Source organism: Bacillus sp. AY18-3 (assembly GCF_008042305.1).
Classification (GTDB): Bacteria; Bacillota; Bacilli; order Bacillales; family Bacillaceae_G; genus Bacillus_A; species Bacillus_A wiedmannii.
In genome coordinates this window covers 113,450-136,923 of the sequence record NZ_QKQR01000006.1, presented here as the reverse complement: position 1 = coordinate 136,923, position 23,474 = coordinate 113,450, and the positions used below count along the sequence as shown (strand labels likewise).

Sequence of the window (23,474 nt, the reverse complement as noted above, 5' to 3'; positions counted from 1 at the left end):
TGTATTTACAAAAACAAACTCAAAGACTATTTTTATTTGAAATAATAAAAACTCCCTTAAATCCTTAAGGGAGTCCAGCAATTGAATCCATATTATCTGTATTAGGGACAGCTTGTGCTATACTCGATGCATTTACACTTTGCCCCATATTTGTTCCTGTTACAGTACCGGCAGGAGTGCCTCTTGTATATGTTGTCGTCACCGAATCACCCGGCTGTAAACAAAGCTTCGTCTCCGTCCCTATTACTGTAACAACGTCAATCCAAGTGCACCCCATTGAGCCACTATACGATTTCGTAGCAGTAAATGACGTATCACTCAAATTATCACCAGTAAATATATTCCCAGTGTTATTCACAATAACAAACTCTTTTATATGAGCAGGCATAATTACACTCTACCTTTCCTCTATGAACCTAATGTACGTGTACTCGTTGCTAATGGCGGAAGAAATACTGATGTTCGAATCACCGCTTCTGGCTGCCTTTTCCCATTTAAAAAAATAGCCGCACTCGATCCTCCAGCACCTGCATATATTTTTGCTACAGCTAAAGGTGAGATATCATAACAGTCACCGACATTAACAGCCCCTGTATTATTAATAATTTTTACTTTCCGCAAGTTAATCCCCATTTACCTATCCCCCTTTTGTACACTGTATGCAAAAGAAAAAAACTTGAAACAAACACGTTTCAAGTTTTTTTAGCTACTTATTTCGTTTCACCTTCATATTGAAGCATACCGCCAACCATGTTCATTGTTTTAAATCCTTGCTCATTTAAATAATGGCATACATTTTCACTGCGCATTCCCGAGCGACAAATAAAGATATATTCATTCTCTTTATCAAAGAAATCTACTTTATTTGGGATATCACCCATTTTAATATGTACAGCTTCTGGAATTTTCCCTGCCGCTACTTCTTCATCTTCCCTTACGTCTACTAAAAATAACGTTTCTCCATTTTCTAAACGCTCTTGCACTTCTTTTGTAGTAATTGTTTTAACTTCTGTCATATGTCGTTCCTCCTTATATACAATAAAACCTTTAGTCTCTTCCTTAAACAAGCATATCTAGTCAATTTTAGCATGCGAAAAAAAGAACGCAAAGAATGGAAATTTTATTTCTCAATTTTCTCGCAAAACTTATTCTTTACAAACATAACTCGTGCATTGTATCCTCAATATACTTGTTTTATGAAAGGAGCCAATGAAAATGACACTTTTTCTTTTCATTACGGGCATCATTTTCTTAATCGCCGCAATTATTGCACTTAGTATGAAGAATAATAAAAAGATAAAATCACCACAAGAAATGTCATTCTTATTTCTATTGCTTAGTATCGCATTCTTCGGTATAGCAATTGCCACATATATTTTCCGTCTACAAATCATGTAAAAAAAGGTGCCTACTACATACATCGCACCTTTTTCACACCATTTATTTTCTACACCAAACTAGATACTTTCCGATTTAAAAATTCATAAACTTTCTTTTCAAATAAATGAATATCAAATGCTCCTGCCATATGCCCATTTATACTTTCTATCTCATACACTTCCGCATACTTCCCTTGTTTTTGCAAAATGTCTACCATTTTATAATTATAGCGTGACGGCTGAAGCAAATCTTGTTTGCACGGAATCATAAGTACATTTGCTTCTATGTTAGAAAGCGCCTCTTCTAAAGACGAAAATCCATGCGCAATATCATGTAATAAAACTGCTTTCGCAGTGTATATCCACGAATTTGCATCTACTAACTCTATACTTCTATATGTCACTTTATTTATTTCTTTCTCAAATGATGTTAATGCAGCAAATGTTTCATAAGGTTCTTTCTCTACACTATTACGAGGGAATGTCGTTTCATAAAAATGCTCATCAAATGCGTTCATAAACATCATTCTATTTGCTAAATGAAGTCCCTTCATTGGCTGCTCTTCTCCATATTTTCCGCCCTTCCAACTTAGATCTAGTTGAATAGCCTCAACTGCATTTTGCGCTACATTTACCGACGTAATAATTGGATTTTGCGGGTTCGTAATAACACCAATCATCCGCTCTACAATATGAGGATAATGAACAGCCCATTGCTGCGCAATCATCCCACCAGCTGACGGTCCCATTACAGCATGTAACCTTGAGATTCCCATATCTTTTATTAACTCATATTGCACACGAGCTACATCAAGAAATGTAAAAACCGGAAAATCCATCGCATATTCATCTCCAGTTTTCGGATAAATCGATTTCGGTCCCGTTGTAAACACATAAGGGTTCTTAACCTGCACATTACAAAGATTATCAGTACATATAACAAAATATTTATTTGTATCAACTGCTTTTCCCGGTCCAATTAAACCATCCCACCAACCAGACTCCTCATCATGCGCTGTATATTTCCCTGCCGCGTGACTCGTTGCACTAAAATAATGGCATACCAAAATCGCATTTGACCTTTCTCTATTTAAAGTACCATACGTCTCATACCCCATTTGAACAGGAATTCCCCTACCATTTTCAAACGTAAACTCTCTTAAAACAAACTTTTCCTTTTTTACAAATTGCACAGACTCGCCCTCTTCCCGCCATAGTATGAACTGCTGCTTACTAAAGGATTTTTTCTATGCAAACTAATCTCCTCCTTCTTTTCATAAATAAATGAATAATATACAAAATTAGCCACAAAATAGCATTATATTACACAATCAAAGAGGGCATACATATGATTTGGAATTGGCTACGTAAGAAAAAAAAATCAAATACGACAGAGAAAAACGAAACAGATAACTCGGAGCAACAGCCTAACAACCAAGAGAATGATAACAAAGAACAGACTAGAAGTATGAAACATAATAAAGATAGCAATAGCGAGCAAAAAAAAGAGGAACACAAAGAGCCTTCTCAAGATCAGCAGCAACAACATTCTAAACAAAACGACTCAGATCAGAATCAACAACAAAACTCTAAACAAGACAACTCGAATCAGAATCAACAACAAAACTCTAAACAAAACGACTCGAATCAGAATCAACAACAACATTCTAAACAAGACAACTCGGATCAGAATCAACAACGAAATTCTAAACAAAATGACTCAGATCAGAATCAACAACAAAACTCTAAACAAGACAACTCGAATCAGAATCAACAACAAAACTCTAAACAAAACGACTCGAATCAGAATCAACAACAACATTCTAAACAAGACAACTCGGATCAGAATCAACAACGAAATTCTAAACAAAACGACTCGAATCAGAATCAACAACAAAACTCTAAACAAAACGACTCGAATCAGAATCAACAACAACATTCTAAACAAAACGACTCGGATCAGAATCAACAACATTCTAATCAAGACAACTCGAATCAGAATCAACAACGAAATTCTAAACAAAACGACTCGAATCAGAATCAGCAACAACATTCTAAACAAGGGAACTCGGATCAAGATCAGCAGCAAAACTCTGGAAATAATAGTATTTATGATTTTACGAAACCAGAAAAAGACCGGATTCACTCTCTACAAGATTTAATAGAGAAACTTAAAAAATCTAGCGATTTTGTTAATTATCACACATCTGACGATGAAACGATGCCTTATTGGATTTCTTACTATCGCCCTTCGCTTGATGGAGAGAAATTACAAAAGTATTTAATGCCTACTCTTTTAGAACGACCTAACGCTTCACTAGAAGAGCTAAAAGAACATACTCCAATGAGCGGTATTACAATTACGAACGATTTACAAAAAATTGAGGATATGGTGTTAAAGGGACATGCGATTATTCAATTAAATCAGCAAGACCAAAAGTGTATGCTTGCAAACATTGCAATTGATACGTACCGGGCACCAAGCCCTCCTTTAAACGAATCGACTGTTATCGGTCCTCAAGAAGGTTTCGTAGAGGATATTGATACAAATATTAATTTAGTTCGAAAACGTCTTCCTGTTTTAGATTTACAAACAAAAGAAATGATTGTCGGCGAGTTTTCCAAAACAAAAGTTGTCATGATGTATTTAGACAACCTCGCTGAAAAAGAAAATGTAGATTTTCTCGAGGAGTCATTACGTGCTCTTGAATATGATCAAATTAATGATAGTGCTTATATACAAGAACTAATGGGTGAAAAGTCGATTTTCCCTCTCTATATCAATACAGAACGTACTGATAGAGTTACAAAAGCACTCATTGATGGGAAAATTGCTATTTTTGTGGATGGTTCTCCAAGTGTTCTACTTACGCCAGTATCCTATTTCGATTTTTTCATTTCACCAGAAGACTATAACGTTTCTTGGCTATACGCTACATTTTCACGCATTTTACGCCTTATCGCTGTTCTATTTTCAATCTGTGCTACACCACTATATGTTGCAATTTTAAATTATCATTATGAACTTATTCCAAGTGATTTACTTGAAACTTTGATTTTATCAAGGGCACAAGTACCATTCCCACCTTTAATTGAAGCACTCTTTTTAGAACTTGCAATCGACTTATTGAGAGAAGCTGGCGCGAGGTTACCGATGAAAGTTGGTCAAACACTCGGGATTGTAGGCGGTATCGTAATTGGGCAAGCATCTGTACAAGCTGGTTTAACGAGTAATATTTTATTAATTATTGTTGCCTTATCAGCACTCGCTTCCTTTATTACACCTATTTATAAAATGGGTAATGCAGTTCGATTACTACGCTTTCCATTTCTTATGTTTGCAGAAATAGGCGGATTGTTCGGGATTTCTCTTGGATTTATCTTCTTATTTACGCATCTATTCAGACTTACTTCCTTACGTAAGCCGTACGCTTTGTTTTATCCGACGAGACAACAGTCGGTTAAGGACTCTTGGATTCGTTTTCCTTTAACGATGATTGATACAAGGGATGTACAAGCGAGGCCACAACATGTAAAAAAATCAGCAAAAGGAATTTCAACAAAACATAGATCAGACTTTGATGATTAAAGAACGAGGTGCATCGATGAGTAAAGTTCAAGAAAAATATCAAATATCTCCTGTCTTTGTCTTCTTCTTAATTCACGGTGCACAGTTTGGAGCTGGCGTTCTCGGCTTCGCTCGAATTACTGCCAAGGCCGCTGGATACGATGGCTGGATGGGCGTTCTAATCACAGGAATCTGTATCCAGATTCTTATATGGATGATGTATTTTTTATTAAAAGAAACAAACGGTAATTTAATCGACTTACATCGGCAAACATTTGGAAAGTGGCTAGGGAACGGCGTTAACATCATCTTTGCTGCTTATTTTTTAATCGTCAGTATTTCCGTCATTCGAACATACGTTGAAATTATTCAAGTGTGGATGTTTCCTACTGCTTCCACTTGGATGTTAACACTCTTTTTATGCTTAGTTAGCTATTACATTATTTCTTCTGGATTTCGTGTAATTACCGGTATTTGCGTCATCTCTGTTGGTGGTACATTAGGATATTTATTTCTAAGCTTATTCGTTTTGAAATATTCACATTGGGATAATTTACTACCTATATTCACACATTCTTTTTCAGACATTTTAAAATCCGCTCAACTGTCAATCTACAGTATGACCGGTTTTGAGATTTACCTCATGGTGTATCCATTTGTGAAAAAGCCTATGCAATCTCATAAATACGCCCAGCTTGGAGCACTATTTTCAAACCTTCTATATTTATTTAGTACCCTTTTAGCCTTTTCGTTTTTTAGTGAAAAACAATTATTAAAAACGATATGGGCCCAACTTTCTATGACCCAAGTCATTCAATTACCATTCATAGAAAGGCTAGAATATATTGCAATTTCAGCTTATGCCCTCGTTATTATTACAAGTTTTATTCTACCTTTGTGGGCGGCAACGAGAGCAACTCACGAAATATTCCGTGTAAAACAAAGAGGTGTTTTAATCGCTTTTATCATTATCACCCTCATTGTTTCACAACTTTTAACAAACAGACACGATATTAATAATTTTATTAGTAATGCATCAAAGGGGAGCTTTTGGCTCATTTATGTATACATCCCAATCCTATTTATCATTGTGTGGGTGAAAAGAAAATGGAAAAAATCAAAAATAAATTAATACTTATCTCTTGTATAACACTCATCAGTCTAACTGGATGTTTACAAAAAAATATTATCGATGACGTACACCTTATCCAAGGAACTGTCTTTGATGTAGCAAAAGATAATAAAATAAAGGTAACATTTGTTTGTCCTATTCAGCAAAAAGGGAACAAAGTTCAAGTTTTTGAAGGAACAGCAAATGCTGTAAAACAAGTAAAAGCAGACACATCTTTAGAGTCTTCTCAACCATTTGCTAGCGGGCAAATGCGAGTTGCTCTATTTACCACCCGAATTGCTAAGAAAGGAATGGTTGCTTCCTTCGATACATTAATTCGCGATGTAAACATTGGAAATGCCTTATATGTTGCTTTACTTGAAGGTAATGGTACTGAACTTTTAAAAGGAAAGTACACGACTTCATCCAACGTTGCAATTTATATAAAAAAAATGCTAGAACATAATATGGAAACCGGTCCTTTACCAACAGATAATCTGCATGTAGGAGCATTCCGTTATTATCAAGAAGGGCAAGACTACTATATTCCAATTTTAAAGAAACATGGTGATAAAATAAAAATCACCGGAATTGGTCTTTTTAAAAAGGATAAATATGTTGGTAAAATTGCAGAAAAAGATATGTTTGTATTCAAAGGACTTTTAGAGAAACATAAGTTGGATTCACATGAATTTAAAGCAAATCCTGGGTACGTAATGATTAATAATATTCGTTCTGTTCCAACATACGATATAAAAATAAAAAATGGAAAGCCTTCTTTTTCCATTCATGTTAAAATTGATGCTCGCATTCAAGAAGTATCAAAACAAATTAACTTAGAGAATGCTAAGAACACAAAAAAGATTGAGAAAGCCATCCAAAAACAATTGGATATACAAGGTAACAAGTTAATTAAGCAATTCAAATCTTTAGGTGTCGATCCGCTCGGGCTAGGAGCTAAATACAAGCAACATTATCGCCCATTCAAATTAGAAGAGTGGAGGCAAATGTATAAAGATGTTCCAGTTACTATAAAATACACCGTAAATATTACAAATTCTGGTGTAATTGAATGAGAAATGATTGAACTCCTCTCTCCAGCATGATACAACGGAAAGAGGAGTTTTTATTTTAGATAGAGAGAGAAGATATTTACGGGGGAGCTTATGTCTAAAAAATTAGTAAAGCCTATTTTAAATGGTATTTTATTTCTCGGCGTCTTTTTATTTGCTCATACATACTTAAAAAATGTTTCCTTCACACGTTATTTACTTGTCGTTATTCCAATGTTGCTCGTTGGTATGTTTGGCATCGATCTTCTTTTATCCATTTTAATAAAAGAAGAAAAATAACGAGCAAGGCCGTCCCAAAAATATTCCGGGATGGCCTTCTTTTATTAATGGGTTATGTTTTGTCGTTTAGTCGATATAATCTTTCCCTATCTTAACTAAAAGATGAAACTTTTGAACAGTCCTTTTTCATTTCATAATCACCTTATGTTACAATGAGATTCGGCACAAAGCGAGAAAGGATGAAACAACATGACAAACGAAAAAGGTTTAGATAAAGGATACGAACTTGTTGCAAAAATGCATGAAGAGTTCGGACACCCTGTGACAAATACTCCAACGAAATTAACAGAAGAACGTGCAAAAATTCGTGCTAGCTTTATGCAAGAAGAGCTAGAAGAATTTCTAGAAGCAACGACTGTTGAAGATCAATATGATGCACTAATTGACCTTATTTACTTTGCATTCGGAACGTTTGCCGAAATGGGCGTACGTCCTGATAAAGGATTCGAAATTGTAAATAACGCAAACATGGCAAAACTATTCCCTGATGGAAAACCTCGATTCCGTGAAGGTGACGGCAAAATTCTAAAACCAGAAGGCTGGCAAGCACCAGAACCACAACTTCGTGCTGAAATCGAACGCCAGCGCCAAGAAGCTGAAAAAAACTGCTAGGATTTCCTAGCAGTTTTTTATTATGTCTTTTTTTCTGCAATTCATTAATGACCCACGTGTCCAGCGTGCCCTGCTGCCCCACCAATGCTAGCCGCTCCTGCTGCTGCTCCTGCTCCTCCTGCTCCAATTCCACCTGTCCAAGGAGAAGATTGTTGCTGTTGATATTGTTGGTATTGTTGGTGCTGTTGGTGCTGTTGACCATGTTGGTGCTGTTGACCATGTTGGCCTTGATGACCGTGTTGACCTTGGTGTCCGTGTTGGCCTTGGTGACCGTGTTGACCATGATGACCGTGTTGGCCTTGGTGACCATGATGACCGTGCTGGCCGTGTTGGCCTTGGTGACCATGATGACCGTGCTGGCCTTGATGACCGTGTTGGCCTTGATGACCATGATGACCGTGTTGACCTTGATGCGTTTGATAAAGAACAGCCTGTGGATATATATGATGGTGTCCGTGGTGATGTACTTGTTGTTGATGGCCGTGTTGACCTTGGTGATGATGATGACCGTGCTGACCTTGTTGGCCTTGGTGATGATGGTGTCCATGATGACTATGTTGACCTTGATGGTGGTGATGTACATGATGACCGTGTTGGCCTTGATGGTGATGATGTACATGATGACCGTGTTGGCCTTGATGGTGGTGATGTCCATGATGACCGTGTTGGCCTTGGTGGTGGTGATGTCCATGATAACCGTGAACACCTTGCGGATAACCACCTACTCCACCTGCTACAACACCTACTCCCGGTACCGGAAATCCTGTCTGCACTCCTCCAACGAAAGAAGGAAATGTAGTTGGTACTCCTACTGGAATTCCTGTCTGTACGCCAGCTACTGATGTCGGAAATCCTCCTGTTACTGTAGGCATTCCAGCCCCTGATGTCGAAAACCCTCCCATTAATGTAGGCATTCCAGTTTGCATGCCCGCTACCGATGTTGGAAATCCCCCTGCTCCTCCACCCATCCAGCTCGGAATTCCACCGTACCCTTGTTGGCCAGCTCCTCCCATTAACATCATTTGTGTATAACTGTCCGATTCGCCTCCGAAGAAGCCATGTGGTGCATTATTGTCCATCCCTTTCATTCCTTTCACCTCTTCTACTCAATTTAGCCTACCTTTTTTATCATATTTCCTATAGAAAAATAGGTGTTTGTCTGTATTGGAATTCCGCTCTTTTATTTGTACGTAGTGGAATAGTTAAAAATTTAGATGAAAGAGATCCTGAAATTATTTTCTACACAAAAAAGCTCAGAGCATAAATGCTCTGAGCTTTTATTTAGAATGAATTAGTTTGCAACAACGTTAACAAGTTTTCCAGGAACAACAATTACTTTACGAACTGTTTTCCCTTCAATTTGGTCTTGAATTGCTTCAAGTGCAAGTTGTTCCATTTCTTCTTTTGATGCGTCTTTACTCATTGTTAGTTTCGCGCGAACTTTGCCCATAACTTGAACAACGATTTCAACTTCATCTTCTACAAGTTTAGACTCATCAAATGTTGGCCAGCTTGCATATGTGATTGTTTCATTGTATCCAAGTTTGCTCCATAGCTCTTCCCCGATGTGAGGTGCAACTGGTGCAATCATTTTCACGAAACCTTCTACATATTCTTTCGGAAGTGTTTCAGCTTTATATGCATCGTTAATGAATACCATCATTTGAGAAATCGCTGTATTGAAGCGAAGTTCTGCATAGTCTTCTGTTACTTTCTTCACTGTTTGGTGGTAAGCTTTTTCAAGCTCTTTATTTGATGCATCCGTAATTTTCTCACTTAATTCACCGTTATCTTGAATGAATAGACGCCATACGCGGTCTAGGAAACGACGAGCTCCGTCAAGACCATTTTCAGACCAAGCGATTGAAGCATCTAATGGTCCCATGAACATTTCATATAGACGAAGTGTATCTGCACCGTGGCTTGCTACGATATCATCAGGGTTTACAACGTTACCTTTTGATTTACTCATTTTCTCGTTGTTTTCACCTAGAATCATACCTTGGTTAAATAATTGTTGGAACGGCTCTTTCGTTGGAACTACACCGATATCGTATAATACTTTATGCCAGAAACGAGCATATAGTAAGTGAAGTACAGCGTGCTCTGCTCCGCCGATATAAATATCAACTGGAAGCCATTGTTTTACTTTTTCAGGATCTACAAGTGCTTCACTATTGTTTGGATCGATGTAACGTAGGTAATACCAGCAGCTACCAGCCCATTGTGGCATTGTGTTCGTTTCACGACGACCTTTTTTACCAGTTTCAGGATCAACAACGTTTACCCACTCGTCAATGTTAGCAAGTGGTGATTCACCTGTACCTGAAGGACGGATGTTTTCTGTTTTAGGAAGAACTAATGGTAATTCTTCTTCTTTCACAGCTGTCATTGTGCCATCTTCCCAGTGGATTACTGGAATTGGCTCACCCCAGTAGCGTTGACGGCTGAATAACCAGTCACGTAGACGGTACGTTACTTTTTGATTTCCTGCGCTCGTTACTTCAAGCCATTCAATCATTTTTACGATTGCTTCTTCTTTATTTAAACCATCAAGGAATGCTGAGTTTACGTGCGCACCATCACCTGTGTATGCTTCTTTCGTAATGTCTCCGCCTTTTACAACTTCCTTCATAGGAAGATCGAACGTTGATGCGAATTCATAGTCACGCTCATCATGAGCGGGAACTGCCATTACAGCACCTGTTCCGTAAGTTGCAAGAACATAGTCAGCGATCCAGATTGGTAATTTCTCGCCATTTACTGGGTTAACTGCGTAAGCACCAGTGAATACACCAGTTTTCTCTTTCGCAAGTTCTGTACGCTCTAGGTCACTCTTCATTTTAACAGAGTTAATGTAAGCTTCTACAGCTTCTTTTTGCTCTGCTGTTGTAATGTCAGCAACAAGCGCATGCTCTGGGGCAAGTACACAGTAGCTCGCACCAAATAGTGTATCAGGACGCGTTGTGAAAACTGTGAATTTCTCGTCTGTACCATCGATGTTGAAGTGTACTTCTGCACCTTCAGAACGACCAATCCAGTTACGTTGCATATCTTTTAAGCTTTCTGGCCAATCAAGCTCATCTAGATCTTCTAATAGACGATCTCCGTAAGCTGTAATTTTTAACATCCACTGTCTCATCGGACGACGCTCAACTGGATGTCCACCGCGCTCACTCTTACCGTCAATGATTTCTTCATTTGCAAGTACTGTACCAAGTGCTGGGCACCAGTTTACAGGTACTTCATCAACGTAAGCTAAACCTTTTTCAAATAGTTTTAGGAAGATCCATTGTGTCCACTTGTAGTAGTTTGGATCTGTTGTATTTACTTCACGATCCCAATCGTAAGAGAAGCCTAATGCTTTAATTTGATTACGGAACGTATTAATATTAAGCTCTGTAAATTCTGCCGGGCTGTTTCCAGTATCAAGTGCATATTGCTCTGCTGGAAGACCGAACGCATCCCATCCCATTGGATGAAGAACGTTATATCCTTGCATACGCTTCATACGAGATAAAATATCTGTCGCTGTATAACCTTCTGGATGTCCTACGTGTAGGCCTGCACCTGATGGATATGGGAACATATCTAGTGCATAAAATTTTGGTTTTTCTGTCTCATCTGGCGTACGGAATGTTTTATTCTCTTCCCAGTACCCTTGCCACTTCTTCTCAATATTTTGATGATTAAAGCTCATGAGATACCCTCCTTGAAATTCTATTTATTTTCACCGCCCAAAATACAAAAAACCTCTCATCCCTAGAAAGGGACGAGAGGTTATAGATTCCCGCGGTACCACCCTAAATTAATGTACAAATATACATTCGCTTAGATCCGTAACGTGGATTAACGGCAATTGCTACTACTAGTTTCACAACTGCAACTCAAAGGCGAGTTCATAACGAAACGTGGATTGACTTGCACCGACCGTCAACTCTCTAAACCAGCTTCTATTACTACTACTCCTTCTCACTGTTATTACAAATATAAGTTAATGTGAACTACCCACCACTTCGTATCTCTAAAGAGCTTACTTGAAGCTAAGGCTTCTCGGTTAATCGTTACTCTTCATAACTAACGAATTCGTCTTAGGACAGCCGAGCTATCTCCCTTGTTCCAAAGGTTGTTTTATTTAAATATATTCTAAAACATGTTACATGTTCCGTCAAACTAAACTGCAATTTTTTCTTCTACTGTTTCTTCTACTTTTACTCGTTTATCATACATGCTCGTTGCAATAATCGCTACTACAAGCATTACCATGATTGCTATAAACAATACTTCCATATTGTATAAATCAACAATTGCTCCGCCAACGACCGGTCCGAACATTTTCCCTACAGTCGCCGCGCTATTTACAACCCCTTGATAAAACCCTAACTTATCTTTTGGTGCAAGTATATTTGCAATGGTCGGAACTGCTGGCCATACGAATAACTCACCAATCGTTAACGTCACCATCGCAACGAGGAACATCGTAAATTGCTGCGCTTGACTTAACACAATAAATGACGCCGCAAAAATGACGATTCCAATCATAATTTGTTGTTTTAAAGAACGCTTCATCCAGCGAATTAACATACTAACAAGTGGCTGCGCACAAACAATCATCGCTCCGTTTATCGTCCATAATAAACTATAATGGCGGAGGCTAATATCTAATTCCCGCATATGAGTCGCAATCGCCCCTTGCCACTGCACATATGTAACCCAGCATAAAGCATATGCTACACATACGATAAGAAGTGCTTTGAATCCAGGTGTAAGTGTCCAGCCTTTTTTCGTTTCGACTTCTTTTTGCACTCCTGGCTCTTTCTTGTCTTCCATACCACGGAATCCAATAAAAGCAATTAAGAAGAAAACAAAGTACAAAACAAAATTGGCTAAGAAAATATAATCAAAACGGTAAGATGCAACTAAACCACCGCACGCTGTTCCGATCGCAATACCAACGTTTTGCCCAACATACATCGCATTAAATGCTCGTCTTCCGCCCTCTGGCCAAACCGTACCGACCATCGCATACATCGATGGGAAGACCATTCCAGAACCAAAGCCGATTAATGCTAGCCACACAACATATAACGGCCAACCGTGGAAGAACACAAGACCTAAAATCGATACGAGTGTAATGACAATCCCTACTAAAGTTGATTTATAACCGCCCCATTTATCAAACAAAACACCGCCGAGCAAGTTTCCGATTACACCAGTAAGCGAGTTGATCATTAATACCATTCCGGCCACAGATAAAGATTTTCCTAGGTGATCATGCAAATAAATTGTATTAAAAGGCCATAAAAAAGAAGCACCCGTGACATTAATAATCATCCCAGCTACTAATAGCCATACTTTCCTTGGCATAGTCTCCCCTCCTATTCTATTTTTTTCGTTCATCTATAACAGTAAAATTGTAGTCGTTTTTAAATAGGAAGGCAACTGATTAATAGTTGATGAAATTCAGATAATGGTTTTTCGGTAAATGAAATTATATGAATTGTCACTTGAAAATATATCAGCGATTTGGGGAATATATCAGCGAATCTCAAAATATATCGGCGATTCCCGAAATATATGAGCGATTATTAAAATATATCGACTTACCGACAAAAAACGACATCAACAACAATATATAAAAAAGGAAGACTACATAAAGTTCATGCAGTCTCCCCCTTATTTATACTATCCAACTTCTTTTTCTCGCTTCGCACGTTCTTTCGCACTCCATTTAAATATTTTATCTAGTAGAGAGTATATTCTCCCAGACTCCTTCGTTAATAGCGGTCCTAACGATGCTAATATTAAAACGTACAGTGCAGAGAACGGTTTAATCGTTGCCATTAAACCACCCGCAATGCCGATATTGGCTACAATAATGGAGAACTCTCCGCGTGATACGAGGGTTAAACCGATATTCGTAGAAGCCTTATGCGATAACCCGGCTTTACGTCCCGCCATCATTCCAGCTGTAAAATTACCGATGAGCGTAATGAAAACTGCTCCTAATGCCAACCACACTGCTCCTCCAAGTGAAAACGGATCTATACTTAAACCGAAACTGAAAAAGAATATGGCTCCAAAGAAGTCACGAAACGGAACGACGAGATGCTCAATCCGATCACTATGCTCTGTTTCAGAAAAGACGAGTCCTAACAATAATGCTCCAATTGCCTCAGCAACATGAATTGTTTCTGAAAATCCTGCTACAAAGAATAAAATAGCGAATATTACGATAATAAAAATTTCATTTGACGAAATATCTAATACTTTATTTAGAAACGGCGTAGCTTTTCTAGCGATTACAAAGAATAGTAGCATATACCCTACCGCGATTAACACCGATGTAAGAGCACCTACAAATGATGTTGCACCACCGAGTACTAACCCTGAAACGACTGATAAATATACAGCTAAAAAGATATCATCAAACATAATGATTCCTAATATTAATTCAGTCTCTTTATTACCAGATCTTCTTAAATCAACAATTACTTTTGCAACAATTGCACTCGATGAGATTGTAATGATTCCAGCAATAATTAATGTTTCTAATAAGGGGAAACCCATAACATATCCATAAAGTAAACCCAATATGAAATTAAGCGATATATGAATGCTACCCCCAAAAGCAATCGACTTTCCTGATTTAATTAATTTTTTTATTGAGAATTCTAAACCTAAGTAGAATAAGAGGAATATGACGCCAACACGGCCGAGGAAGGAAATAACTTCTCCGCTTTCAATAAACCTTAAATCGATAAGTCCTAAATCTGGGGCATGAGGCCCCACTAACATACCGAGTATAATGAGAAACGGAATAATCGAGAACTTTAACTTCGCAGCGAGGATAGCTGCAAAAGCTACTAATACTAACGCAGTTCCAACTTCAAAGATTAAAGTATCCATCGATTAGGAATCACCTCCTGCTGAAAGCAATTCATTAATAATTCTTTTCACTTCATGTCTTTCACCCGACAATACGAGCATATCGCCAGCTTCAATAATAGAATCTGGACCTGGATTAAAGAATTTCTTCATATTCTTTTTCAAAATAGCAATAATCGTTACGTTATATGTTTTTCTGACATGTAAGCTACCAATTGTTTGTTGTACTACTGGTGCATTATTCTCCACCTTAAACCATTCAATTGATAATCCTTCAAAAGCCATCTCAATTGTGTCTAGCGCTTGCGGCCTATATACCATTCCGCCTAATATAGCCGCAATTTGTCTCGCTTCAGAATCACGAAGAGAAATGCTTGAAATACTCTCATCATGATCCGCATCAAAATGATACATTTCTCTTCGGCCATCATCATGAATCACAATAACCATTTTTTCATTACCTTTTGTTATCACTTCAAATTTACATCCAATGCCAGGTAGTTCACTCTCTCTAATATTCATATTTTCCGCCTCCTAAAGTTTTTAGTTACGGCTCTTACAAATCTACATCAATCTCTGTTTTAAACTTCTCATCTTTTGAGATTCCTAAATACTTGAGCGTTTCTGATGGAGTTGCGTGATGAAAATGCTTTTGCAATAGCGCAATCGCTATTCCTCTTTTGTACGCATGAAATCCAAATGTTTTTCGCATTGAATTCGTTCCAATCTTTCCAACAATCCCAACCGCTTCAGCTGCGCTATGGATAACACGATATGCTTGTTGGCGTGAGATTGAATTTTTCGTTTTATTAGATTGAAATACGTAGTTTTCTCTTTGAGCATCAATAGATTGTGCGTACTCTAAAAGGGCTTCTTTTACTTTTGTATTTAAATAAATATCTTGTTTAAATTTTTCATCTTTCACAGGAAGAGAATAGAACTCTTTAACAGTTCCATCTTCATTCAATACCTCTTCAAATTTCATACTAAGTAGTTCAGTGATCTTTAATCCAGTGTTAATTCCAATAACAAATAAAAGATAATCTCGCTGCGAATGCTCTTTTAAATACTTTTTCATAGCCTCAATTTGGCTTATATCTTTTAATGCCTCTACAACTTCCATACATGTATCTCCTCATCTTATGAACGGTAATTTTCTCATTATCCTGTCCATTTTACCTTATCATGCTATGAGATTTCCATGTATTATCCATTATTTTCACAATATACTCTTACGACAATTTTTCATTTGGAAATTTATGATTGTACAAATACGGTGTGGGTAGAAAAAATAGGGGGAGTACAAGTTCAGCTTCTTTCTACAGATCGGATTCCTCCTTTCATTTTCCGGTTGCTGATACTTTCATATTACGTTACTTATTTACATTATATTATATATTTCAGTAACATTAAAGTGTTTTTTCTGAAAATACAAAAAGCCGAGCACTTTCACTCGGCTTTTTACCTATTAATCTTCTTTTGGAAGAACAATTCCTTTATACAATTGAACTGTAATGAAGTAATAAATCGCATAAATAACTACGAAAATTACGATCGGTACCCAAATACGGAAGTAAGGATCCATTAAAATAAATCCGAAAATATTCATACCAACTAATACGTGAGCGATACCCACAATTGCCGGGAATAAGAATACTAAGAATAATTCTTTATAAATCGATTTCGTTAATAACTCACGGCGCACACCGATTTTACGAAGCATTTGATAACGCGTAATATCTTTTGATGCACCAGAAAGAATTTTAAACATTAAACAACTTGCCATCATTGCTAAGAACGCAATTCCAAGGAAGAATCCCATAAATACTGTTCCACTCGCAACGCCGTAGAATCCATTGTAAGATTGATATTTACTATCTAATCTTTCAGCTTTTACATTTTTATATTTAACTAGCTGCAACTCGTCAAGTTTTTTCCATTCTTTTGTGTATGCTACAAAATCGTCTGTTTTTCCAGTAACTACGATTCCTTCTTTACCATTTACAGTATCGTACATTTTCTGATCTACAATTTTAATTGCATGATCTTCATATAGATAAAATGGCTGAATTGTTCTGAAAGCCTCGTTCCATTCTTCTGGAAGTTCTTTAGCACTCGCATCTTTTTCATTCATTTCTCTAGAAACTGCACCTACTGGCAGTTCCTCTGAAACTTTCTTTATTTTTCCTAAATCCTTCATACTTTCCATCTGTTTTGTATCTTGTACGAAAGGAGGATTTTTCTCTAAATCTTCTTTTACATAATAAACGTATTTATTATCAACTTTGTAACGATATTCATTTTTCTCTTTAAATGTAATACCATCTAAAATATTCTTTTCTTCAGCTGTTGGGTTATGAATAACTGAATCATATATTACTAAACCATCAACCATTTTTATAACGTTATTTTTAAACGCCATACCACCTGAAATTGCACCCGCTCCAAGAGCAACTAACATCGCTACCGTTGCAAGTACTTTCGTTAAGCTATTAATACGGAAATTTAATTGTGCAAACGTAAAAGCATTAAGTCCTTTTTCACTACGTTTTTTATTACTCTTTAACTTTCTAATGATAACTGGGAGAAGTGATCCAAATAGCATGTAAGTACCAGTTGTTGTTGTAATTAATGCAATAAGGATTCCCATTTCTCTTAGTTTTGCCATATAGATCATTGATGCATAGCCAATTCCTAATAAAATAACAGCAAGGATTGCAACGACACCTGTCATTTTTCCCTTTACTGCAACACGCTCTGTTTGTGCATCTGCATGTACAAGTTGCAGTACAGAAATACGTGATAACTTAATACTGTTCATAATTGCTGATAATACAAATAGTGCAAAGAAGAAAATGCAAGTAACAGTCATAGATGGAAGATAAAATGCTTTATAGCCTTCACCAGCAAATTCTAATTGTTTCATTAATAACTGTCCGATACCTTCCGCAAGTCCTACACCAACTGTAATACCAATCGCAAGAGACGCAGCACCTAATACAATCGTTTCAATAAACATAAGCAATGTAACTTTATGTTTTTTTGCTCCTAACATCATGTACATACCAAACTCTTTTTGACGAAGAGATAATAAGAAAGAGTTCGCATATAAAATATAGAAGAACGTTATAATGGCTAGTAAAAATGAACCTGCCTGGAATACGAATCCAATTGATTGAATAACTGAGTTAGATTCAATAAACGCTTTATTAAGCGCTAACGTTTGGAACATATAAAAAATTGAGATAGACATGACAAGACCAACAAGTAAGACGATATAATCTTTCAGCTTACTCTTCAGCCCCGACATGGAAAGTTTAAATAACATACTGGAACCTCCTTTCTTACGCTTTTTGTGTACCTAAATCTGCAAGTACATCTAAAATTTCTTTGTAGAACTCTTCACGCGTACCACCGCGATGAATTTCTTTATATAGCTCACCATCTTGAATGAATAAAATACGCTGACAGTAACTTGCACTATACGGATCATGCGTAACCATCATAATCGATACACCTTGATCTTTATTTAAGTTTGTCATCGCATCAAGTAAACTCGTTGCATTTTTAGAATCAAGAGCTCCTGTTGGCTCGTCCCCTAAAATAATTGCTGGCTCATGCACAAGTGCACGCGCTGCTGCTGAACGCTGCTTTTGTCCACCAGATACTTCAGATGGATACTTTTGAAGAATTTCTGTAATCCCTAGCATATCCGCTACTTTTTCTACTTTCGGTCCAATATTACGTGATGAAACACCTTGAAGGGAAAGTGGAAGTGCGATGTTTTCATAAATAGATAAGTTCTCTAATAAGTTAAAGTCTTGGAAGATAAATCCTAATTTTTGTGAACGGAAATCAGAAAGCTCACCTTGCTTCATTTTCGTAATATCCGTACCCGCAATTTCAACAACGCCGCCCGTTGCTTTATCAAGCGTTGAAATTACATTTAATAATGTCGTTTTACCAGAACCAGATGGTCCCATAATTCCAACAAACTCACCCTCTTGAATTGAGAATGAAACACCTTTTAACGCGTGTGATTGGTTCTCACCTTTTTTACCGTACACTTTTTGAACGTTTTTCACGTCTACAACTGGTTTCGTCATATATATCCTCCTACGCTTGTTTTTCCATTACCTATTTTGCGCCTTTTAGAAGAGAACTGCTATTTGTTAACATTACAATTACCTTACACTTTTGTAATATAAAAAAGGCGCGCGTGTAAGGTTCGTTTTCTTTTAGATCAACCTCATTGGTAAATGCAATTTTATCAGCGATTCTCAAAGGAATATCGACTTACCGAAAAAGATGACAATAAAAATAGACTGTTCCACAAAAGGAACAGCCCAATTCTCTCCTTATTTCTTTAAAGGTGTTACCGTCCAATACGTAATAACACGCCAAATCCATTCTAGTGGACCCATTTTAAAGATTTTCATCCAAATTACACTAAACACAATTTGAATAGCATAAATTGCGATACATACATATAACGTCTGCATGTATGTTAAGTTTCCTGCAAAGTTACATACACTACCAGCAATTAAAATCATTGCAGTTTGTCCGATATAATTCGTTAAAGCCATACGACCGTAGTATTTCAATGGTGCTAACAATGTTTGAACTGGTTTTAACTGAAGTAATAAAATTAATGCTCCTACATAGAAAGCTGAAATAATTGGTCCAACTGTAACACCAATTTTTAAGAATTGACCTGCAGCGTCCATTGTTCCATCTTCATTCATAATTATCATATTTACAAATGGATTAGCAGGAACGTGCCCATATTGATACCATAACGCTGCAACACTTAAAACAAACATAATGCCTGTAAAAATAGCGACTTGTTTGATTTTTGCTGAAAGGTTTTCAAACACTTTATACTGCCCTGCAGCAAGACCTAATAAAATTAAACCTAATGGTAATAATTCCTTAGCTGCCATAATACTAAAAGCTATCGTAAGAATAAGACCGAGTACTACATTCACTTCTTTTTTCGCTTTATAAAACGGTAAAACGACTAATCCACAAATTGCGTATAACGCTAGTGCTTCTCCAGGCTGAAACATTTGATGAATTAAACCAAAAATAAATAGTGCAACTACGCGGCGTAGAAATAGAACGTACCCATTCTTCCCTTTCGCAATTGCTCTTGTAATAAAGATGTAGAATCCTACTCCAAATAAGAATGAGAAAATCGAGAAGAAACGACCTTCTACAAATAAGTATAGAAACCTTTGATAACTGGCATCTACTGTATTAGGATCGGGTACCTTAATATTGAGTAGTGCAAGAATATTTACTAAAATAATCCCCAGTAATGCGAAGCCACGAATGTAATCTAACTCATCAATTCGTTTGTTTGTAATGTTGTTCCCCATAAAGCAACTCCTTGTCCAAAATTTAATCCCCCCTTACTCTACTGGAAAAGTAAGCTTACAACTATCGGTAAACCTTACAGAAATCTTACATTATTGTCATATAGCAAAATAAAACCAGGTCATATTGCGACCTGGTTTACTCTGATTGCTTTGATCTTTGAGGTTGTCCTTTTTTACTGTTGCGCTGTTTCACTTGAACAACTGGATCAAGTTCATTTGAAAACTCAGCGTTATGTCCATTTTGCGTTTTTTGCTCTGGATTATTTTGATTGGAACGTTTCGCCATTACATTCACTCCTTATTAGTGCGGTGTAATAATCATTTGATGTTGCAGTTGGCGAATTGCCATGCGTGCTCTATTTAACTGCTCACGTTGCTCATCATTCGCATGTTGCTGCATCGTTTGTAAATCGTTATATGCTTGTTCTAATTGTAACTGTGCATCTGAATACTCCATCGTATTATAATGCTCTTGTCTCATACCTTGGTCTAATTGTTCTTTCGCATATTCCACCGCTTGTTCCGCTTGTGTAATATACGATTCAAGTGATTGACGCTCTGCCATAATTGTCCCTCCTTGCTTCAATTCCCCTTTAGTGTGTCCCTTCCATCTCTACCTTATGAGTATGTTATAATGGATTTTGTTTCATTTTGACTCGGCTTAGGAGGGAAAGTAATGAAGGTTCAAAACCCTTTTCCATATACAAACGACAATAAACGTTATCATACATGGAATTACCATTTACGAAATGAATTTGGTGAAAAAATCTTTAAAGTTTCATTAGATGCTGGCTTCGATTGCCCGAACCGTGACGGTACAGTTGCTTACGGTGGTTGTACATTTTGTAGTGCTGCCGGATCTGGTGACTTCGCTGGTGATCGCCGCGATGATGTTATAACGCAATATCATGAAATGAAAGAAAAAATGCGCTCAAAGTGGAAAGACGGAAAATGTATCGCTTATTTCCAAGCGTACACAAATACACATGCACCACTTGAAGTGTTAAAAGAAAAATTCGAACCGCTTCTAGCAGAAAAAGACGTTGTCGGTCTTTCTATCGCCACTCGTCCAGATTGCTTACCGGACGATGTCGTTGAATATTTAGCGGACTTAAATAAACGCACATACCTTTGGGTTGAACTCGGTTTACAAACTGTTCACGAACGAACTGCAAACCTTATTAATCGCGCTCATGATTACCCATCTTACGTGGAAGGTGTAAATAAATTACGTAAGCATGGCATTAGAGTTTGCTCTCATATTATTAACGGTCTTCCACTTGAAGATTACGACATGATGATGGAAACAGCTCGTGAAGTAGCGAAGCTTGATGTACAAGGAATTAAAATTCATTTACTTCATTTATTAAAAGGAACGCCAATGGTGAAGCAATATGAAAAAGGACAACTAGAATTCCTTTCTCTTGAAGATTACGTAAGTCTCGTTGTTGACCAACTTGAAATGATTCCAGAAGACGTAATTGTGCACCGTATCACAGGTGACGGTCCGCCTGACTTAATGATTGGTCCAATGTGGAGCTTAAATAAATGGGAAGTATTAAATTCCATCGATGCAGAATTTGTACGCCGCGGAAGCTGGCAAGGAAAATATGCAAATGAGGAGAAACAACAATGAAATTAGAACGTGTATTACCGTTTGCTCGCACACTACTGCAAACGGCAGTAAAAGAAGGCGATTACGCTGTAGATGCAACGCTCGGCAATGGACATGACACATGCTTCCTAGCTGAAATCGTTGGAGATAACGGAAAAGTATTTGGATTTGATATTCAAAAAGAAGCAATTGAAAGCTCTACTATCCGTCTAAAAGAAAAAGAGCTTTTTGAACGTACTGTTTTAGTTCACGATAGTCACGATACGCTTCTATCCGTACTACCAGAAGATGCAAAAGGAAAAGTAACAGGCGCTATCTTCAACTTAGGTTACCTTCCTGGTGGTGACAAGCATATCGTTACAAAACCGAACTCAACACTTTCGGCAATTGAACAATTACTAGAAGTAATGGCACCTGAAGGAATCATCGTCCTTGTCATTTACCACGGACACCCAGAAGGACAAGTAGAACGCGACGCTGTTCTCAAATTTGCAGAAGAACTCGACCAAAAACAAGCTCACGTACTACGATACGGCTTCATTAACCAGCAAAATAACCCACCATTTATTGTGGCGATTGAGAAGCGATAAAATATATCAACGATTTTTTCGATATATCGACGATTCGACAAAACATAACAAAAAAAGACGTGCACTCATTGCACGTCTTTTTCTTATTCTCCTATATAATGGATATATACACTATTTGAAGAAAGAAGGATAGAACTTTGCTAGTAGAACTAAGGGGAATTCAAAAGAAGTATGGCAAATCACTTATACTAGACAACATCGATTTATCCATTCCAGAAGGAGAGGCACTCGCTATTATTGGCGGGAACGGGACTGGAAAAAGTACTTTACTCAAAATAATTGCAGGATTTATTTCACCTACAACAGGGACACTTCAAAGAAAAGAACATATACAAATTGGCTATGTACCTGAACATTTTCCTGAAGGGATTCGTTTTACATTAGAGGATTATTTATATCATCTCGGCCACATCCACGGCTTATCAACAAAATATTTAAAAGATAAAATTCCGATGCTTCTTGAATCTTTTCATTTACATCATGCAAGGCATTCCGTTATACGAAACTTTTCAAAAGGTATGAAACAAAAAACTGGCATTATGCAAGCATTGCTTACAGACGTCCATTTATTAATTTTAGATGAACCTCTTTCTGGACTTGATCCTAACTCTCAGCAAGAATTAGAACATATTTTACTCTCATTAAAACAACAAGGCATATCTATACTCTTCACATGTCATGAAAAACAACTACTAGAAAACTTCGCCGATAGAATTGTGACGTTAGCAAATCATACAATCACAGAAGATATCTCTGTGCAAAAAGGAGCAGAACAAGTCTATATTGAAGCAATCGTTCACGAAACATTTTCAGCGATAGAACTACGGAAACAATTAGGCTTTATACACGTTGCACACAATTCAAATCAAAACCTTATTCAATTACAAATCGAAAAAGAATATACAAACGAAATGCTTCAGTTTTTATTACATAAAAAAGCATCTATCACACTGCTACAACCTAACTTTTAAATCGAAA

The 23,474-nt window shown here is 37.1% G+C and carries 24 protein-coding genes and 1 other annotated feature; of the genes, 9 read left to right on the top strand and 15 right to left on the bottom strand.

Annotated features, from left to right (window positions below):
- Positions 1-64 precede the first annotated feature (64 nt).
- From DM800_RS05960 to DM800_RS05950, 3 genes are all read right to left on the bottom strand, one after another.
- On the bottom strand, positions 65-388 hold the full coding sequence (locus DM800_RS05960) for a hypothetical protein (protein WP_001110863.1): 324 nt from the start codon (positions 386-388) through the stop codon (positions 65-67).
- Between the two features lie 20 nt (positions 389-408).
- Positions 409-633 (bottom strand): spore germination protein, encoded by a 225-nt coding sequence (locus DM800_RS05955; protein ID WP_000512461.1) that lies wholly within the window; start codon positions 631-633, stop codon positions 409-411.
- Between the two features lie 77 nt (positions 634-710).
- Positions 711-1,016: a rhodanese-like domain-containing protein gene (locus DM800_RS05950; RefSeq protein ID WP_147786581.1), complete on the bottom strand. Its 306-nt coding sequence runs from the start codon at positions 1,014-1,016 to the stop codon at positions 711-713.
- A 199-nt stretch (positions 1,017-1,215) separates the two neighbouring features.
- On the opposite strand from DM800_RS05950, the gene DM800_RS05945 reads away from it, so the two are divergent.
- Entirely contained in the window at positions 1,216-1,398 is a 183-nt protein-coding gene (locus DM800_RS05945; protein WP_000171896.1) for a hypothetical protein, read from the top strand.
- A gap of 49 nt (positions 1,399-1,447) precedes the next feature.
- Here the strand turns inward: DM800_RS05945 and DM800_RS05940 are convergent, their stop codons facing one another.
- The gene (locus DM800_RS05940) at positions 1,448-2,572 is read right to left on the bottom strand and encodes a homoserine O-acetyltransferase family protein (protein ID WP_147786580.1); all 1,125 of its coding nucleotides are present in this window, start codon (positions 2,570-2,572) and stop codon (positions 1,448-1,450) included.
- A gap of 155 nt (positions 2,573-2,727) precedes the next feature.
- On the opposite strand from DM800_RS05940, the gene DM800_RS05935 reads away from it, so the two are divergent.
- The 5 genes from DM800_RS05935 (at position 2,728) to DM800_RS05915 (ending at position 8,022) form a co-directional block, all read left to right on the top strand.
- Positions 2,728-4,968, top strand: coding sequence for a spore germination protein (locus DM800_RS05935; RefSeq protein ID WP_147786579.1), 2,241 nt, complete (start codon positions 2,728-2,730; stop codon positions 4,966-4,968).
- A gap of 16 nt (positions 4,969-4,984) precedes the next feature.
- Positions 4,985-6,079 carry a spore germination protein gene (locus DM800_RS05930; protein WP_106382724.1) on the top strand — a complete coding sequence of 365 codons (1,095 nt, stop codon included), beginning with the start codon at positions 4,985-4,987 and terminating at the stop codon, positions 6,077-6,079.
- Positions 6,055-7,134 carry a Ger(x)C family spore germination protein gene (locus DM800_RS05925; protein ID WP_147786578.1) on the top strand — a complete coding sequence of 360 codons (1,080 nt, stop codon included), beginning with the start codon at positions 6,055-6,057 and terminating at the stop codon, positions 7,132-7,134. Before DM800_RS05930 ends, DM800_RS05925 begins: the two co-directional genes overlap by 25 nt.
- A gap of 90 nt (positions 7,135-7,224) precedes the next feature.
- Positions 7,225-7,410 carry a hypothetical protein gene (locus DM800_RS05920; RefSeq protein WP_001982745.1) on the top strand — a complete coding sequence of 62 codons (186 nt, stop codon included), beginning with the start codon at positions 7,225-7,227 and terminating at the stop codon, positions 7,408-7,410.
- Positions 7,411-7,599: 189 nt separating this feature from the next.
- A complete protein-coding gene (locus tag DM800_RS05915; protein WP_000180547.1) occupies positions 7,600-8,022 on the top strand; it encodes a pyrophosphohydrolase domain-containing protein in 423 nt (140 codons plus the stop codon).
- Positions 8,023-8,066: 44 nt separating this feature from the next.
- Here DM800_RS05915 and DM800_RS05910 read toward each other — a convergent pair whose 3' ends face one another.
- The 11 genes from DM800_RS05910 to DM800_RS05850 all read right to left on the bottom strand — a co-directional run bounded on the left by DM800_RS05910 (position 8,067) and on the right by DM800_RS05850 (position 20,856).
- Entirely contained in the window at positions 8,067-9,110 is a 1,044-nt protein-coding gene (locus DM800_RS05910) for a hypothetical protein (RefSeq protein ID WP_147786577.1), read from the bottom strand.
- A gap of 203 nt (positions 9,111-9,313) precedes the next feature.
- Entirely contained in the window at positions 9,314-11,722 is a 2,409-nt protein-coding gene (gene leuS, locus DM800_RS05900) for a leucine--tRNA ligase (RefSeq protein ID WP_147786575.1), read from the bottom strand.
- Between the two features lie 65 nt (positions 11,723-11,787).
- Positions 11,788-12,007, bottom strand: a binding site (T-box leader).
- 188 nt (positions 12,008-12,195) lie between these two features.
- Positions 12,196-13,389 carry an MDR family MFS transporter gene (locus tag DM800_RS05895; RefSeq protein ID WP_001137571.1) on the bottom strand — a complete coding sequence of 398 codons (1,194 nt, stop codon included), beginning with the start codon at positions 13,387-13,389 and terminating at the stop codon, positions 12,196-12,198.
- A gap of 318 nt (positions 13,390-13,707) precedes the next feature.
- The gene (locus tag DM800_RS05890; protein ID WP_087984862.1) at positions 13,708-14,931 is read right to left on the bottom strand and encodes a cation:proton antiporter; all 1,224 of its coding nucleotides are present in this window, start codon (positions 14,929-14,931) and stop codon (positions 13,708-13,710) included.
- Between the two features lie 3 nt (positions 14,932-14,934).
- The gene (locus DM800_RS05885; RefSeq protein WP_001026048.1) at positions 14,935-15,432 is read right to left on the bottom strand and encodes a cation:proton antiporter regulatory subunit; all 498 of its coding nucleotides are present in this window, start codon (positions 15,430-15,432) and stop codon (positions 14,935-14,937) included.
- A gap of 34 nt (positions 15,433-15,466) precedes the next feature.
- Positions 15,467-16,033 (bottom strand): tyrosine-type recombinase/integrase, encoded by a 567-nt coding sequence (locus DM800_RS05880; RefSeq protein WP_088064616.1) that lies wholly within the window; start codon positions 16,031-16,033, stop codon positions 15,467-15,469.
- Positions 16,034-16,378: 345 nt separating this feature from the next.
- Positions 16,379-18,238 (bottom strand): FtsX-like permease family protein, encoded by a 1,860-nt coding sequence (locus DM800_RS05870; protein ID WP_088064617.1) that lies wholly within the window; start codon positions 18,236-18,238, stop codon positions 16,379-16,381.
- Positions 18,239-18,254: 16 nt separating this feature from the next.
- The gene (locus DM800_RS05865) at positions 18,255-19,016 is read right to left on the bottom strand and encodes an ABC transporter ATP-binding protein (protein WP_046198226.1); all 762 of its coding nucleotides are present in this window, start codon (positions 19,014-19,016) and stop codon (positions 18,255-18,257) included.
- Positions 19,017-19,268: 252 nt separating this feature from the next.
- Positions 19,269-20,291: a DUF418 domain-containing protein gene (locus tag DM800_RS05860; RefSeq protein WP_088064618.1), complete on the bottom strand. Its 1,023-nt coding sequence runs from the start codon at positions 20,289-20,291 to the stop codon at positions 19,269-19,271.
- A gap of 136 nt (positions 20,292-20,427) precedes the next feature.
- The gene (locus DM800_RS05855; RefSeq protein ID WP_060750066.1) at positions 20,428-20,577 is read right to left on the bottom strand and encodes a hypothetical protein; all 150 of its coding nucleotides are present in this window, start codon (positions 20,575-20,577) and stop codon (positions 20,428-20,430) included.
- 15 nt (positions 20,578-20,592) lie between these two features.
- Positions 20,593-20,856 carry a YtzC family protein gene (locus DM800_RS05850; protein ID WP_000840869.1) on the bottom strand — a complete coding sequence of 88 codons (264 nt, stop codon included), beginning with the start codon at positions 20,854-20,856 and terminating at the stop codon, positions 20,593-20,595.
- Between the two features lie 111 nt (positions 20,857-20,967).
- Here DM800_RS05850 and mnmL point away from each other — a divergent pair, with 111 nt between their 5' ends.
- The 3 genes from mnmL to DM800_RS05830 all read left to right on the top strand — a co-directional run bounded on the left by mnmL (position 20,968) and on the right by DM800_RS05830 (position 23,467).
- Positions 20,968-21,927, top strand: coding sequence for a tRNA modification radical SAM protein MnmL/YtqA (gene mnmL / locus DM800_RS05845; RefSeq protein WP_029440192.1), 960 nt, complete (start codon positions 20,968-20,970; stop codon positions 21,925-21,927).
- Complete coding sequence (gene mnmM, locus DM800_RS05840) at positions 21,924-22,496, top strand: tRNA 5-(aminomethyl)-2-thiouridylate-methyltransferase MnmM (protein ID WP_088064619.1); 573 nt, start codon at positions 21,924-21,926, stop codon at positions 22,494-22,496. Before mnmL ends, mnmM begins: the two co-directional genes overlap by 4 nt.
- Positions 22,497-22,633: 137 nt before the next feature.
- Positions 22,634-23,467 (top strand): ABC transporter ATP-binding protein, encoded by an 834-nt coding sequence (locus tag DM800_RS05830; RefSeq protein ID WP_147786574.1) that lies wholly within the window; start codon positions 22,634-22,636, stop codon positions 23,465-23,467.
- Positions 23,468-23,474: the final 7 nt, after the last annotated feature.